This window comes from Bradyrhizobium sp. IAR9, assembly GCF_013408065.1.
In the GTDB taxonomy this organism is placed as follows: domain Bacteria; phylum Pseudomonadota; class Alphaproteobacteria; order Rhizobiales; family Xanthobacteraceae; genus Bradyrhizobium.
In genome coordinates this window covers 200,648-215,376 of sequence record NZ_JACBZW010000016.1, presented here as the reverse complement: position 1 = coordinate 215,376, position 14,729 = coordinate 200,648, and the positions used below count along the sequence as shown (strand labels likewise).

The window sequence follows — 14,729 nt, the reverse complement described above, 5'->3', positions numbered from 1 at the left end:
GCAACGAAGCGCTTCATTCCAGCCCCCCGCAAATCGTGCGGGAATCATATCGCGCGAATCACATCAAGCGCAGCGTTTTCACACAGCCAGGGTCATAAGCCGTCGATGATGACCAAGCTGGGCGACTTCCGTCTTGCTCTTGGAAGCTGTAATTCACGAGCACCCGTCCTCAAGGAAAAGCTCGTCGCAGCGCGCCCGTCGGGCAAAACAGCCCGGTCAGTTTGACCAAGCCGCCTGTCAAGCCCCACCTTGCAAAATATTCCACTTTACCGAAATTCGGATTTGTCGTACACACTGCTCACCCTGGCCCGAGACAAGGGGCGGATCGCGATCGTCACGAACCGCGGGCTGGGTAGCGATGGACGCGACGGCGTCGGGCGCGAGCGGGCATTGCAGGGCGGGACACCGTGAGCAATGGCTTCGCGCAAACGACACGGCGCCGACAGCGTCTTCGTATGGCTTCGGGGGCGAGCACACGCCACCCCTCGGATTCCCAGCGAGGACGTGCGCGGACGGAGAAGTCGTGTGGTCCCGGCGCCCGGGGTTCTGGCGTCAAGCCTTGGCGGTGATGTGTGGCCGACCGGCACGCGCATCGATTATCCGCAAGGCGACGGGGCAATAGTGCAACGCTCCCCGAGGAGAGCACGAAGGACACCGTTAAAACCATTCGCGCAGGGAAGGCCGGGCGATCCGGCGAGACCTGTAGTCCACCCCGTGTGCATCTCTTATGGCGCACGGACTTACGGGTGCCAGCCGGCGCCCGGCCTTCCCTGCGCCCTTGTCTTTGTCGAGGGCGGCACCTGGAGCAAGACTCGGGCGAGACACGCCGCGAGAAGGCGATGGTGCGCCTGCTTGATGCCTCCGTCAGAGTTTTGGAGCCTTCTTAAACCTAGCCCGCACCAAGAGCGCATGCTGTAAGCTACCTCACAGGCGGCCAAGATCTTCGACGTGGCCGAGGGCGATCGCCGCATGCCCGCGTGCTGCCAGGGTTCGACACGGCTGCTCCCTTCTTGCCACCCGCTCAATCGGGGTGGCAATTCATCGTGGAGGAGCAGCAGGCGGCGCGAAAATCTCGTCCGCGTTCCATTGCAAAGGCGCAGATCGAAGCCGACAACCTGTCTGCGCGCGAGCGAGTTTCGGCTTGCTCGGCCCGGCACCGGCAAGCATCCTTTCCGTCGCAAGATGAAATGGACCCGGAATAGAGGCGGCAATCCCAGCAACAACGGACTTGCCCAACGATGTCGCTGCAATCGTAATAGTCACCACAGATACGGCGACGACAAGCACATCGGTCACAATGCGCTTCGAAAGGTGCCTTGTCATGAGTGGGACCCTCACAACCAAAATAAAGCACTGCGCAACTGGAATCTTGCATCGTAGGCAAATGGGTATTGAAGCGTGCTCACCGCACGTGAAGTGCTTGCGGCGGTTATACGCCGCTGATGAACAATGGTGTAGCAGCGATCCAGACCTAGTCTGGTGCGAAACGCGCAACAGGTCTGCGGCTCCCCTGGCGCTCGCGAAACTCGACTCTCGTAACCAGAGATCGTGTCGTCGACAATCTCAAGATCGTGGATTGTGCATTCGCGACCTCGAGAGATAGGGAAGTGCGGTCGGTCTGTGAACTGGTGAGCAAGGTCCCGCCACTTGCTCGGTCGTTGCGAGCGTAGCGAAACAAGCGGTGCGTTCCCATCCATCACCGTCACCCTGAGGTGGCCGCTTCTTCAGCGGCCCTCGAAGGGCGACGGCCCGGCTGGCGCTGCCAAGATATCGAAACATCTCGGCCGTTCATCCTTCGAGGCTCTCGGCGCGATGCTCTTGCATCGCGCCACTCGCACCTCAGGATGACGGAATAAGTGGAATCTGGCGCGGCAGAAACTACCGCATCATCATCCGCGCGATCGCTTCGCCGATCACCACCGTGGTGAAATGCGTGTTGGCGCGGCAGTCGGACGGCATGATCGAGGCGTCGGCGACGCGCAAGCCCGCGATGCCTTTCACGCTGCCATCAGGATTGACCACGCCGTCGGGGTCGCCAGCGCCGGTCATGCGACAACTGCCGGCGGCGTGCTGGATGTCGCCGGTCTCACGGCGCAGCACTGCATCGAGCTCATGATCCGGCAGCGCTGCCGCCTGCGGCAGCGTCAGATCGGTGTCGGCGAGCCGGATCCAGTCGGCAATGCCTGAGAGCGCCGGCTGCGACGTGATCACGGCGAGCCGCCTCACCGCATCCATCATGCGCAGCATGTCGCGGGGATCGGCGAGCATGTTCTCCTCGACGACGGGATCGATCGCCGGATCGGTCGAGGCCAGCTTCAGCGTGCCACGCGAATAGGCGTTGAACAGGCCCGCGCCGATCGCCCCGGGATTGCCGATGCCGCGATGATTGAAGGCGATCAGGATCATGTCGCGCTTGCCGCCCTCGGCGAGGCCCGAGGAATAGGTCACGCAGCAATTGGTGTGACGGGTGTCGGGGTCGGTGGGACGCAGCTCCTCACGAAGCTGAATCGTCGTGCGAAACAGCGGATGATCAAAGTAGTGGCGGCCGACCGGCAGGTCGCGCGCGACGCCAATTCCCATCGCCTTCAATTCCTCGGCAGGGCCAATGCCCGAGCGCAGCAGGATCGCCGGACTGTGGATCGCGCCGGCGCAAAGCACGATCTGCCGCGCACTGATCTCATGAGTGCCCTGCCCTTCGATATGGACACGGACACCGGTGGCGCGGCCGTCGCTGATCAGGACGCGATCAACCAGTGCATGGCCGCGGATTTCCAGATTGGCGCGGCCTCGCGCCGGCTCGAGATAACCCTCATTGGTGCTGATGCGGCGACCATCGCGGCTGTTGATGGGATAGCAGGCAACGCCCTCGCCGTCGGGGCCGTTGAGGTCGGCGCACCAGGGATAGCCGCTGGCGAGCGCGGCATCGCGCAAGCCGCGATCGATCGCGCCCCAGGTCTCGGGCGGCGCGCGATAGACCGGCAGCGGTCCGCCGCGGCCATGGCCTTCGGCGGCGCCGAATTCAAAATCGTCCTCGATCACCGAGAAGAGCGGCATCACCTCGCTGGCCGACCAGCCGGTGCAGCCATGGGCGGCCCATTCGTCGAACGCATCGGCAACGCCGCGGATCGCGATCTGGCCGTTCATCATCGAGGAGCCGCCGAGCCCCTTGCCGCGCCAGTAGAAGCGCGGCTCCTGCCCGGCGACGCGACGCGACAAGAGATCTGGCCACTGCCATTTCTCCTGGTACTCGCGCTTGTGGATGATCGGGATCGGGTTCGGCGTCCGCACCTCCCATGGCGCCTCATCGGCGCGCCAGTCGCGCCCCGCCTCCAGCAGCAGGACGCGCCGGGCGGGATCCTCGGACAGCCGCGCCGCAACAGCCGCGCCAGCGGAGCCGCCGCCGACAACAATGACATCGTACATCGCGCTATTTCTCGACATTCCAGAACACCAGCTGGCGAACGGTATCAGACCGCGCGGAGTGGTGGAATGCGAATTGGAGAGCGGCGCCGTCGCAGCCCGTCATTGCGAGCGCAGCGAAGCAATCCAGAATCTTTCCGCAATGACGGTGTGAAAAGAGATGTGCGCAACACACACGCCTGTGCCCCGGACGCAGCGCAGCGCTACTTCAACGGTGCGCTGCAGAGCCGGGGCCCATGTCTCCGGGCAATCCGTCTGGCGTGGGTCCCGGCTCTGCGCAGCAGCGTTGTACGCTGCAGCGCGTCCGGGACACGAGCCCTACCCGATCACCTTGCCGAACTTGTTCGACTTCGGGAAACCCTTCGGCGGCAGGCGGCCGGCGTCGGCGCGGGTGCCTTGCCACTCGCTGAGCTCCTTCATGGTCGCCGAGAATTCGCGGCCCGCGGAGTCCTTCCAGGTCAGACCCGCCTTGGCCTCGAACACGGCAACGTCGGAGAGACCGCCGTCCTTGTACTTCTGCAGGCGGACGCCGCGGCCGCGCGCCATCTCCGGCACCTGGTCGAGCGGGAAGATCAGCATCTTGCGGTTCTCGCCGATGACCGCAACAGTGTCGCCGATCACCTCGGTGACCGTGCGCGCCTCGTTCGGCATGTCGACGTTGAGGACCTGCTTGCCCTTCTTGGTGGTGCCGACGCAATCGTCCTCGTTGACGACAAAGCCCTGGCCCTCGTGGCTCGCGACCAGGAATTTGCGCCCACCCTTGTTGACGAACAGCGCGACCGGCGCGGCCTCCTGCTCGAGGTCGATGAACAGGCGGATCGGCTCGCCGTGGCCGCGGCCGCCCGGAAGCTTGGCGACGTCGAGAGAGTAGAATTTGCCGTTGGTGGCGAACAGCAGCAGCTTCGAGGTCGTCTCGGCGAAGAAGGCGAAGCCGAGCTTGTCGTCCTGCTTGAAGGCAAGGCCCGAGAGATCCTCGACATGGCCCTTCATGGTGCGGATCCAGCCCTTGTCGGAGACGACGACCGTCACCGGCTCGCGTTCGACGAAGGCCTCCTCGATCGCGGCGAGATCGTGCTCGGGCGCATCGGCAAAGGTGGTGCGGCGCTTGCCGAGCGGCGTCTTCGGTCCGAACATGTCGCGGACCTTGCCGACCTGCTCGCCGACCTTCTTCCACTGCTCGGCTTCCGAAGCGAGCACCGCGTTGATGCCCTTGAGCTCGGCACGGAGGTTCTTGTCCTCGGTGCGGATCTCCATCTCCTCGAGCTTGCGCAAGGAGCGCAGGCGCATGTTGAGGATGGCTTCGGCCTGCACCTCGGTGAGCTTGAACTCCTTCATCAACGCCGGCTTCGGCTCATCCTCGGTGCGGATGATCTTGATGACCTTGTCGATGTTCAGATAGGCGATCAGGAAGCCGCCGAGGACTTCCAGCCGGTGCTCGATCTGCGCCTTGCGGTAGTTGCTGCGGCGGATCAGGACGTCGCGCAGATGGTCGAGCCATTCGCGCAGGCACTCCGCAAGACCCACCACCTTGGGCACGCGGCCCTTGATCAGCACGTTGAGGTTCAGCGGAATCTTGTTTTCGAGCTCGGTGAGACGGAACAGCGATTCCATCATCAGCGCGGGATCGACGTTCTTCGATTTCGGCTCGATGACGATGCGGACGTCTTCGGCCGACTCGTCCCTGATGTCGCCGACCAGCGGCAGCTTCTTCTGGTCCAGCAGCTCGGCGACCTTCTCGATCAGCCGCGACTTCTGCACCAGGAAGGGAATCTCGGTGACGACGACGACCCAAGCGCCTCGTGCGCCCTCCTCCTGCTCCCACCGCGCGCGAACGCGGAACGAGCCGCGGCCGGTGGTGTAGGCCTCGGCGATGGCCTGCTTGGAATCGACGCAGATGCCACCGGTCGGGAAATCCGGGCCCTTGACCCACCGCATCAGCGCCTTGGACTTGGCGTCGGGCTTCTCGATCAGATGCAGCGCGGCTTCGCAAAGCTCGGCGGCGTTGTGCGGCGGGATCGAGGTCGCCATGCCGACCGCGATGCCCTGCGCACCGTTGGCGAGCAGGTTCGGGAAGCCGCCGGGCAGCACGACCGGCTCCTTCGACTGGCCGTCGTAATTGGCGCGGAACTCGACGCCGTCCTCGTCGATGCCGTCGAGCAGAAGCCGCGCGACGTCGGTCATGCGCGCTTCGGTGTAGCGGTAGGCGGCGGGATTATCGCCGTCGATATTGCCGAAATTGCCCTGGCCGTCGACCAGCGGGTAGCGCGAGGAGAAGTCCTGCGCGAGGCGCACCATGGCGTCGTAGATCGCCTGGTCGCCGTGCGGATGGAACGAGCCCATCACGTCGCCGACGATTTTGGCGGATTTCTTGAAGGCCGTGCCGGGGTCGAGCCTGAGCAGGCGCATGCCGTAGAGGATGCGTCGGTGAACCGGCTTCAGGCCGTCGCGCGCGTCGGGCAGCGCGCGGTGCATGATGGTGGAGAGCGCATAGGCGAGATAACGCTCCTCGAGCGCTTCACGCAGCGGCACCTCGTGAATTTCGGCCGGTTCTTCCGGCGGAACGATTCGTTTTCCCATGCCGCCCGGTTAAACCGTGGAAGCGAATCGGGCAAGGATGGATTGGTTCCCTGTGGGCGCCTAATGCCCCGCCCAGCCGGCTGTTACGGTCTGGGTCTGGGTCCCACCAGGCGTTTGGGCAGGCGCCGGCACGTTGGTCAGGCACCGCCGGGCGGCCTCGATTTCGGCCTCCGTCGCTCCCTTCGACCGCGCCCATGTCTCTGCGGCCGCAGCAGAATATTTCGCCACATAATACCGGACGACCGTGCAGGACGCCCGGCGAAACACGCCGGGTTGCGGCTCGCCGGCCATTGCATCAGGCGCAAACGTGAGCAGCGCCGCGGACAAGGCGAATCCTCTGATCAACATTTAGGCTGTCCCCGCTATGGAACCTGAGGAAGCGAACTCAACCAGCCCGACTTCGTTCCCCCGGAACCCCTACTCGGAGGCAAAGCAGAGTCCCACTCCGCTCATGGCGCGGGAATCGCCGCCTTCGCCTGCTGCCGGATCAAGGCGTTGATGAAGCCCGCGCGCGCGTCGGAATGGCCCTGCCCGCGCGGCTCCAGCACATGGCGCAGCAGGAACAGGCCGGTGAGCCGAAAACCGTCCTGGAGATCCTGCTCGGTGAGGTCGCTTGCGGTTTCGCCTTGGCGCAGAAACGGCGGCAGGCGCAACAGGCGGTCACGCCACGGCTCGCCAGCGCCGCGCGACACCGCGCCGCCGGATTTCGGCGAGACATAGATCAGGTCCGTGGTCTCGCCGGTCACCGCGCAGTTTTCCAGCGCCAGCCCAAAGCCGAGCTCGGCGAGCATCGCCAGCTCGAAATGGATGAGGTGCACGGCTGCACCACCGATATCCTCGAAATCGTCGAGCGAATGCTCGAGCAGCGCGAAGATCTCCTCATGCGGATCGCGCTCCGGCAAGAGGCGCGCAATCGAGGCGAGATGGGTGACGCCGTAGACGCCATGGGACGAACCCAGCAGCGCCGCCGCGCGCAGCTTAAGCCCTTCGATGGTGTAGGTGCCGAGATGCTCGTCGAGCCGCGCTCGCCATACCGCGCTGACGCTGTTCCCCGGCTGCAGCAAGGGCCGCATCCGCGAGCCGGCGCCGCCGCGGACGAGGCCGAGATGGCGGCCGTGCGCGCGCGTCAACAGCTCGACGATGGCGCTGCTCTCGCCATGCCGCCGCACGCCCAGCACGATGCCTTCGTCGGTCCATTCCATGAAGGAAGTTTAGCGCATTTAAAGCTGCCGTAGGGTGGGCAAAGCGAAGCGTGCCCACCAATTTGATCGACGGCGCGAGATGGTGGGCACGGCGCGCAAGGGCGCGCCTTTGCCCACCCTACGGCACCGCGCGAAACCTCACGCGTTGAACCAGCCCTGCGCGTCGCCGCTGAAGGAGAAATACAGGCCTACCGTCGTCAGCGCGCAGGAAACGATCTCGATGGCGCTGTCGAGCTCCAGGCCCTTCTGGCCGATGATCTGGCCAAGCGAGATCACCGACAGCACGAGCGCCGCCGCCAGCACCCAGCGCGGCCAGTTCTTCCGCTCATGCGCGGCGAGCCTGACGAAGTAGACCAGCAGCAGGATCATGCCGCCGGCGAGCAAGGTCCCCGTCATGATCATCTGCTCGGTCACCTCCGCATTGGGCGTGCGATCCTGCACCGCGACGGACAAGGCATCCAGCATCAACGATGCATAGAGCAGCGCTTCGAAGCGCCGGACATTGCTGGGCACGCTCATCGGATACCGATCTGTTCTTGGTTATTCTCTCGGAAAGTCCAGGCCCATCTCGCGGTAGCGATCGGGATCGTCGCCCCAATTCTCGCGCACTTTGACGAACAGGAACAGGTGCACCGGCACGTCCAGGATCTGCATCAGCTCCTTGCGCGAGTCCGCGCCGATCGACTTGATGGTGGCGCCGCCCTTGCCGAGCACGATCTTGCGCTGGCTCTCGCGCTCGACGAAGATCGTTTGCTCGATCCGCACCGACTTGTCCTTGCGCTCCTCCCACTTGTCGGTCTCGACCGTGGACTGGTAGGGCAATTCCTGGTGCAGCTTCTGATAGATCTTTTCGCGCGTGATCTCGGCCGCCAGCTGCCGCATCGGCGCGTCCGACATCTGGTCCTCGGGATAGAGGAACGGACCCGGCGGCACCATCTCGGACAGCGTCTTGCGGATATCGTCGACGCCGTCGCCCGAGATCGCCGCGATCATGAAGGTCCGCGCGAACTTCATGCGCTCGTTGGCGGCCTGTGCCAGCGCCAGCAATTTCTCGCGCTGGACCAGATCGACCTTGTTGATGACGAGGATCTTCTCGTGATTGACGCTGGCCGCCTTGGTGAGGATCGCCTCGGCTTCCTCGTCGATCCCGGTCTTGGCGTCGAGCAGCACGCAGACGAGATCGGCATCATGCGCCCCGCTCCAGGCGGTCGAGACCATGGCGCGGTCGAGCCGGCGCTTGGGCAGGAAGATGCCGGGCGTGTCGACCAGGATGATCTGCGCGTTGTTCTCGATCACGATGCCGCGGATCAGCGCGCGCGTGGTCTGCACCTTGCGCGAAACGATCGTGACCTTGGCGCCAACCAGCGCGTTGACCAGCGTGGACTTGCCGACGTTCGGCGCGCCGATCAGCGCAACGAAGCCGCAGCGCGTGGCAGTGGGCGCCTCGCCGCTTGTTTCAGCCGTCATTGCCGCCGCCAACGCCTTCACGTTCGATCATCACTGAAGCTGCTACTTTCTCTGCCGCGCGCTTGCTGCCGCCGATGCCCTCGGCCGGCGCGAGCCCCGGCAGGTCCACCGCGACGCGGAATTGCGGATCGTGGTGCGGGCCGGTGCGCTCGACCTCGCGGTAAACCGGCGTTGGCAGCCCTTTGCCCTGCGCCCATTCCTGCAGCACGGTCTTGGGATCGCGCAAGGGACGGCGCGGCTTGTGCATGCGCTCGGTCCAGTTGCGCTTGACGAATTCGGCGGCCGCCGCATGGCCGCCGTCAAGGAAGATGGCGCCGATCACGGCCTCGCAGATGTCGCCGAGGATGGACTTGCGCAGGCGCGCGTCGGCGCTGGAGCCGACCGAGCCGAGCTTGATGTCGTCGAGCAGACCGAGCGACTTGGCGACGTCGGCGCAGCTTTCCTTGCGCACGAGCTCGGCAAGACGCTTGGACAGCTCGCCTTCGTCGGCGTTCGGGAAGGCGTGATAGAGCATGTCGGAGACGACGAGCCCGAGCACGTGGTCGCCGAGGAATTCCAGGCGCTGATAGCTGTCGCCGCGCTTGCGCCCGGACTTCAGCGCCGAGACATGCGTGATCGCCTGCATCAGCATATTCGGGTCAGCGAAGCTGTGGCCGATGCGCGCCTCGAGCGCCGCGTTGGCATCGGTGCCCTTGGCCTTGCTGCTCCGCGTCCGCTTCTTCTTTGCAGGCGTCTTCGCTGCAGCTTCGCTCTCGGGAGCGGCTTGCGCCTCGGTCGGTTGGATCGCGATGTCCTTGGCTTCGTCTTTCATCGGACGATTTTGAAGAACCGATTCCAGCGCACCGCCCACGGCCAGCGCCAGAACATCCAGGCATGCTCGCCTTCGGCGATGGAGAAGAAGATCATCTGGGCGCGGCCGATCAGATTCTCCTGCGGCACATAGCCGACCTGGCCGAGGAAGCGGCTGTCGGTGGAATTGTCGCGGTTGTCGCCCATCATGAAGAAATGGCCGGCCGGCACGGTGTAGACGTTGGTGTTGTCCACGTAACCGTTGTCGGCACAGTCGAGCGTCTCATAGGACACGCCGTTCGGCAGCGTTTCCTTCCAGCGCTTCACGCGGGAGATACTGCCACCTTCCGAGCCGCAGGGCTCCTCGCCGACATATTCACTCATGCGCTGCCGCTCGACCGGCGTGTCGTTGATGTAGAGCAGCCCGTCGCGCATCTGGATGCGGTCGCCTGGAAGGCCGATCACCCGCTTGATGTAATCGGTGGAATCGTCCTTCGGCAGCCGGAACACGACGATGTCGCCGCGGTTCGGATCCGAGCCCCAGATCCGCCCGGAGAACAGCGGCGGCGAGAATGGAATCGAATAGTGGCTGTAGCCGTAGGAATATTTCGAGACGAACAGATAGTCGCCGACCAGCAGCGTCGCCTTCATCGAGCCGGACGGGATATTGAAGGGCTGGAACAGGAACGTGCGGATCACCAGCGCGATCAGGAGAGCGTGGATCACGACCCGGATCGTCTCACCGACGCCGCTCTCAGTTTTCGTTCCTGAAGTCACGCTCATTGCTCTCTCAATTCCGGCCGGCGATCACAGAGCGCCCTCCTCCCGCGAACGGCCCACCGGTTCGCGGCGCAAGGAGATTGTCCTGATTCTGATAGTGAGGGCCAATTCCGGCGTAAAGCCGAATTCGCCCAAGCTGATTTGCGTCCGCGGACTTTTAGACGGTTGTCGGAGGCCACGCAATCAAGGATCGCATCAAAACTGAATAAGGTATTGATTCATAACACAAATCATAAAATCGCCGGGGCCCCCTCAGGGTTTCGGCAGCGGGACGGCCGAAATGATCACGAAGGCCTGCGCCAACGGCCAGTCGTCGGTGATCGACAGGTCGATCCGCGCCTCGAACCCCTCCGGGGTCAGGGTCTGGAGCCGGGCCAGCGCCCCGCCGGTCAGCTGCATGGTCGGCCGCCCGCCCGGCAGGTTGACCACCCCCATGTCGCGCCACCAGACGCCGCGCCGGATCCCGGTGCCGAGCGCCTTGGAGCAGGCCTCCTTGGCGGCGAAGCGCTTGGCGTAGGTCGCCACCACCATCTTCTCGTTCTTGGCCCGCCGCTCCGCCTTGGCCCGCTCGGCCGCGGTGAAGATGCGATCGAGGAAACGCTCGCCGTGGCGCTCGATCACCTTGGCGACGCGGGTGATGTCGATCAGGTCGGAGCCGATGCCGATGATCATGCCCGGCTCCGGCCGCGGTCCATCGCCGCGCGCATGCTGCGCACCGTCTCGGCAAGACCGACGAACAGTGCTTCGCCGATCATGTAGTAGCCGATGTTGAGCTCCATGATCTCTGGAAGGGCGGCAATCGTCTCCGCCGTCGCATAGTCGAGCCCGTGCCCGGCATGAACCTCGAGCCCGGCCGCCTTCGCCAGCTTCACGCCCGCCACGATCCGCTGCCATTCGGCCTCGGCCTTGGCGGTGTGGCCGTCGACGACGGCATCGCACCAGGCGCCGGTGTGGATCTCGATCACAGGCGCACGCAGCCGCGCCGCCATCTCGATCTGGGCGGGATCGGCGGCGATGAACAGGGAGATCCGAATGCCGGCATCGTTCAGTCGCGCGATATAGGGCGCGAGGGCGTTGTGCTGGCCGACCACATCCAGCCCACCTTCAGTGGTCACTTCCTGCCGGCGCTCCGGCACCAGGCACACCGCGTGCGGCTTGGTGGCGAGCGAGATGCGCATCATGTCGTCGGTCGCCGCCATCTCGAAATTGAGCGGCTTGGAGATCTCGGCCTTCAGCCGCGCCATGTCCTCGTCGCGGATGTGGCGGCGATCCTCCCGCAAATGGGCGGTGATGCCGTCGGCGCCGGCTTCGATCGCCAGCAGCGCCGCGCGCACCGGATCGGGATGGCGGCCGCCGCGCGCGTTACGCACGGTTGCGACGTGATCGATATTGACGCCGAGGCGAAGCTTCGAAGCGGGCATTTCAGAACTCACGAAATCGGAGGGACGGACGGCTGCGGAGGACGCCTATCCATTAACACGTTCGACTTTGGCGACGACCGCCTTCGCGCGCAGCTGGGCCAGGATCGCGCTGAGGTGCTTGAGATCGTAGACTTCAAGATCGATCGTCGTCTCCGTGAAGTCAGGCGAGCGGCGCTGCATGCTGATGTTGTCGATATTGCCGTCGTGCTCGGCGATCACGGTCGCGATCTGCGCCAGCGCGCCGGGCTCGTTGACGTTCTCGACCTTGATGCGGGCCGGAAAGCGCTGCGGCGCGGAGTCCTCGATGTCCCAACGGACGTCGAGCCAGCGCTCCGGCTCCTCCTCGAAATCCTTCAGCGCCGGCGCCTGGATCGGGTAGATCGTGATGCCCTCGCCCGGCGTCACGATGCCGACGATGCGATCGCCCGGCACGGCGCCGCCATTCGGTGCGAACTTGATCGGCAGGTCGGAATTGATGCCGCGGATCGGGATCGCGACCGGGCTGCGCGGCGGCTCCGACGACTTCTCCTTGAGCTTGGCGGCAAGCCCCTTCTTCACGCCGTAGCGCGCGATGCGCTCCTCCTTGTAGTCGGGGTACATCGCACGCGCGACGTGGGAGGCCTTGATCTCGCCGCGCCCCACCGCCGCCATGACGTCCTCGATCGAGGTGCGCGCGAGCCGCGGCAGCGCGCCCTTGAGCTTGTCGTCGGCGTATTCGATCTTGGCGCGCTCGAACAGGCGCTCCACGATGCGCCGGCCGAGACCGGCGTATTGATCGCGCACCGCAGTCCGCGTGGCGCGGCGGATCGCAGCGCGCGCCTTGCCGGTGACCGCAAGCGTCTCCCAGGCCGAGGGCGGCGCCGATTGCGCTTCCGAGGTCAGCACCTCGACCTCGTCGCCGTTCTGCAGCTCCGAGGACAGCGGCGCGAACTGGCCGTTGATCTTGCAGCCGACTGCGCTGTTGCCGACGTCAGTGTGCACGGCATAGGCGAAGTCGATCACGTTGGCGTGGCGCGGCAGCGCGATCAGCTTGCCCTTCGGGGTGAAGCAGAACACCTGGTCGTGAAACAGCTCGAGCTTGGTGTGCTCGAGGAATTCCTCCGGATTGGCGCTTTCCGAGAGGATGCCGATGGTGTGGCGCAGCCAGGCGAACGCATTGGATTCGCGCTTGAGGAATTCGGTCGGCGAGCCCACGCCCTCCTTGTAGAACACATGCGCGGCGATGCCGCGCTCGGCGATCTGGTCCATCGCCTCCGTGCGGATCTGCAGCTCGACGCGCTGGTTGCCGGGGCCGATCACCGTGGTGTGGATCGACCGATAATCGTTCTGCTTCGGCGTCGAGATGTAGTCCTTGAAGCGTCCCGGCACGACCGGCCAGGTGGTGTGGACGATCCCGAGCGCGCGATAGCAGGCCTCGATGTCGTTGACGACGAGGCGGAAGCCGAAGATGTCGGACAATTGCTCGAAGCCGACCGACTTGCGCTCCATCTTGGTCCAGATCGAGAACGGCTTCTTGCGGCGGCCATAGACCCGCGCCCCTAAGCCCCGGTGGCGCAGATTGTTGGAGAGCTGGTCCTCGATCTCGCCGATCAGATTGCGGTTGCGCTCGGCGAGCGCGTCGAGGCGCTGCATCACCACCGAATAGGCTTCGGGATCGAGGGTGCGGAAGGACAGATCCTCCAGCTCCTCGCGCATTTCCTGCATGCCCATGCGGCCCGCCAGCGGCGCATAGATGTCGAGCGTCTCCTCGGCGATGCGCCTGCGCGATTCCGTCGGCACGAAATCCAGCGTGCGCATGTTGTGCAGGCGATCGGCGAGCTTGACCAGGAGCACACGGACATCGTCAGCAATGGCCAGCAACAATTTGCGCAGGTTCTCGGCCTGCTTGGCCTCCCGCGACACCAGCTCGAGCCGCTTCAGCTTGGTCAGACCCTCGACCAGCGCGCCGATCTCCGGCCCGAAGATCTGGTCGATCTCGGCCCGCGTCGCTTCGGTGTCCTCGATGGTATCGTGGAGCAGCGCGGCCACGATGGTGGCGTCGTCGAGCTTGAGGTCGGTGAGAATCGCTGCCACTTCGAGCGGGTGCGAGAAATACGGATCGCCCGAGGCGCGGGTCTGCGAGCCGTGCGCCTTCATGGCGTAGACATAGGCGCGGTTCAGCAGGTCTTCGTTGGTGTTGGGATTGTAGGACCTGACGCGCTCGACGAGGTCATATTGACGCATCATGCGCGCGCGCGGCTTGGCCGGGCGCGCGACCGGCGCAGTCGGGGCCACGGCAACCGATTCGGTTGCGGCCTGCATCTGCGTGGATCTGCGGCGCCGATATACCATCCCGTCCTGCCTTCAAACGAGCCCGAGCCGGCCCGCTGTATACATCTTAGCTCCGATCGCGCTTGTGTCCGATCAATTCAGTGACAGGACGCATCGCCAACTACAACGCATGGTAACCACGAAAACGTCAACAAAAGCAAAGGCCCGAACACCGGTTCGGGCCTTTGATAAAATCACAAGAAATCGACGATCGCGACGGACGATTTACTCGTCTTCCTCGGGCTGCTCCTCGGGCGGCGCGAGGCCTTCGAGACCCTTCAGGAGCTCCTCTTCGGTCATGCGCTCGACGGCGACTTCGGTATCGTCCGCATCGACGCTCGCGCCCGCGGAACCGATCAGCGGCACAGTATCCGGCTCGGGCTCGTCGACCTCGACGAACTTCTGGAGCGAGTGCACCAGCTCCTCGCGCAGGTCCTCGGGCGAAATGGTCGTGTCAGCAATTTCGCGCAAAGACACAACAGGGTTCTTGTCGTTATCGCGGTCAACCGTTAGTTGTGAGCCGGACGAAATCATGCGGGCACGGTGGGCGGCCAGCAGGACCAGGTCAAACCGGTTGTCGACCTTGTCGATACAATCTTCTACGGTGACGCGAGCCATGGACTGTCGCTCCGTTGTGGGTGGGACGAAATATGTGGATGATTGGGGCTAGTTATAGGGGCTGGGGCCGTTTCGCAAGGCCAATTTGTGATTTGGCCTCGCCAAACGGCTCTGCTACCCCCACATTGGGGCTGGGATGGGCGGT

Annotated in this window: 13 protein-coding genes; 1 reads left to right on the top strand and 12 read right to left on the bottom strand. The window is 64.6% G+C overall.

The genetic code is table 11. The annotated features are described in order from the left end of the window. Nucleotides 1-225 (top strand): hypothetical protein (locus tag GGD67_RS39115; RefSeq protein WP_210286722.1); only part of this gene is annotated, 225 nt, incomplete at its 5' end. Nucleotides 226-1,878: 1,653 nt separating this feature from the next. Here GGD67_RS39115 and GGD67_RS33260 read toward each other — a convergent pair. From GGD67_RS33260 to rpoZ, 12 genes are all read right to left on the bottom strand, one after another. Next, complete coding sequence (locus GGD67_RS33260; protein ID WP_179738710.1) at nucleotides 1,879-3,423, bottom strand: GMC family oxidoreductase; 1,545 nt, start codon at nucleotides 3,421-3,423, stop codon at nucleotides 1,879-1,881. A 315-nt stretch (nucleotides 3,424-3,738) separates the two neighbouring features. Further along, entirely contained in the window at nucleotides 3,739-5,997 is a 2,259-nt protein-coding gene (gene parC / locus GGD67_RS33255; protein WP_018320017.1) for a DNA topoisomerase IV subunit A, read from the bottom strand. A gap of 60 nt (nucleotides 5,998-6,057) precedes the next feature. Then, the gene (locus GGD67_RS33250; RefSeq protein ID WP_018320016.1) at nucleotides 6,058-6,345 is read right to left on the bottom strand and encodes a hypothetical protein; all 288 of its coding nucleotides are present in this window, start codon (nucleotides 6,343-6,345) and stop codon (nucleotides 6,058-6,060) included. A 101-nt stretch (nucleotides 6,346-6,446) separates the two neighbouring features. Next, a complete protein-coding gene (gene recO / locus GGD67_RS33245) occupies nucleotides 6,447-7,199 on the bottom strand; it encodes a DNA repair protein RecO (RefSeq protein WP_179738696.1) in 753 nt (250 codons plus the stop codon). Between the two features lie 138 nt (nucleotides 7,200-7,337). Then, nucleotides 7,338-7,718: a hypothetical protein gene (locus GGD67_RS33240; RefSeq protein WP_018320014.1), complete on the bottom strand. Its 381-nt coding sequence runs from the start codon at nucleotides 7,716-7,718 to the stop codon at nucleotides 7,338-7,340. Between the two features lie 21 nt (nucleotides 7,719-7,739). Then, on the bottom strand, nucleotides 7,740-8,666 hold the full coding sequence (gene era, locus GGD67_RS33235; protein ID WP_092257556.1) for a GTPase Era: 927 nt from the start codon (nucleotides 8,664-8,666) through the stop codon (nucleotides 7,740-7,742). Beyond that, complete coding sequence (rnc, locus tag GGD67_RS33230; RefSeq protein WP_018320012.1) at nucleotides 8,656-9,477, bottom strand: ribonuclease III; 822 nt, start codon at nucleotides 9,475-9,477, stop codon at nucleotides 8,656-8,658. Before rnc ends, era begins: the two co-directional genes overlap by 11 nt. Continuing rightward, a complete protein-coding gene (gene lepB, locus GGD67_RS33225; protein WP_179738694.1) occupies nucleotides 9,474-10,238 on the bottom strand; it encodes a signal peptidase I in 765 nt (254 codons plus the stop codon). Before lepB ends, rnc begins: the two co-directional genes overlap by 4 nt. Before the next feature lie 249 nt (nucleotides 10,239-10,487). Next, entirely contained in the window at nucleotides 10,488-10,907 is a 420-nt protein-coding gene (gene acpS, locus GGD67_RS33220) for a holo-ACP synthase (RefSeq protein ID WP_179738692.1), read from the bottom strand. Then, nucleotides 10,904-11,656 (bottom strand): pyridoxine 5'-phosphate synthase, encoded by a 753-nt coding sequence (locus GGD67_RS33215; protein WP_179738690.1) that lies wholly within the window; start codon nucleotides 11,654-11,656, stop codon nucleotides 10,904-10,906. The genes acpS and GGD67_RS33215 overlap by 4 nt, the downstream gene beginning before the upstream one ends. 45 nt (nucleotides 11,657-11,701) lie before the next feature. Then, nucleotides 11,702-13,987, bottom strand: a complete 2,286-nt coding sequence (locus tag GGD67_RS33210) for a RelA/SpoT family protein (RefSeq protein WP_018320008.1) — start codon at nucleotides 13,985-13,987, stop codon at nucleotides 11,702-11,704. 204 nt (nucleotides 13,988-14,191) lie between these two features. After that, complete coding sequence (gene rpoZ, locus GGD67_RS33205) at nucleotides 14,192-14,584, bottom strand: DNA-directed RNA polymerase subunit omega (RefSeq protein WP_008133017.1); 393 nt, start codon at nucleotides 14,582-14,584, stop codon at nucleotides 14,192-14,194. Nucleotides 14,585-14,729: the final 145 nt, after the last annotated feature.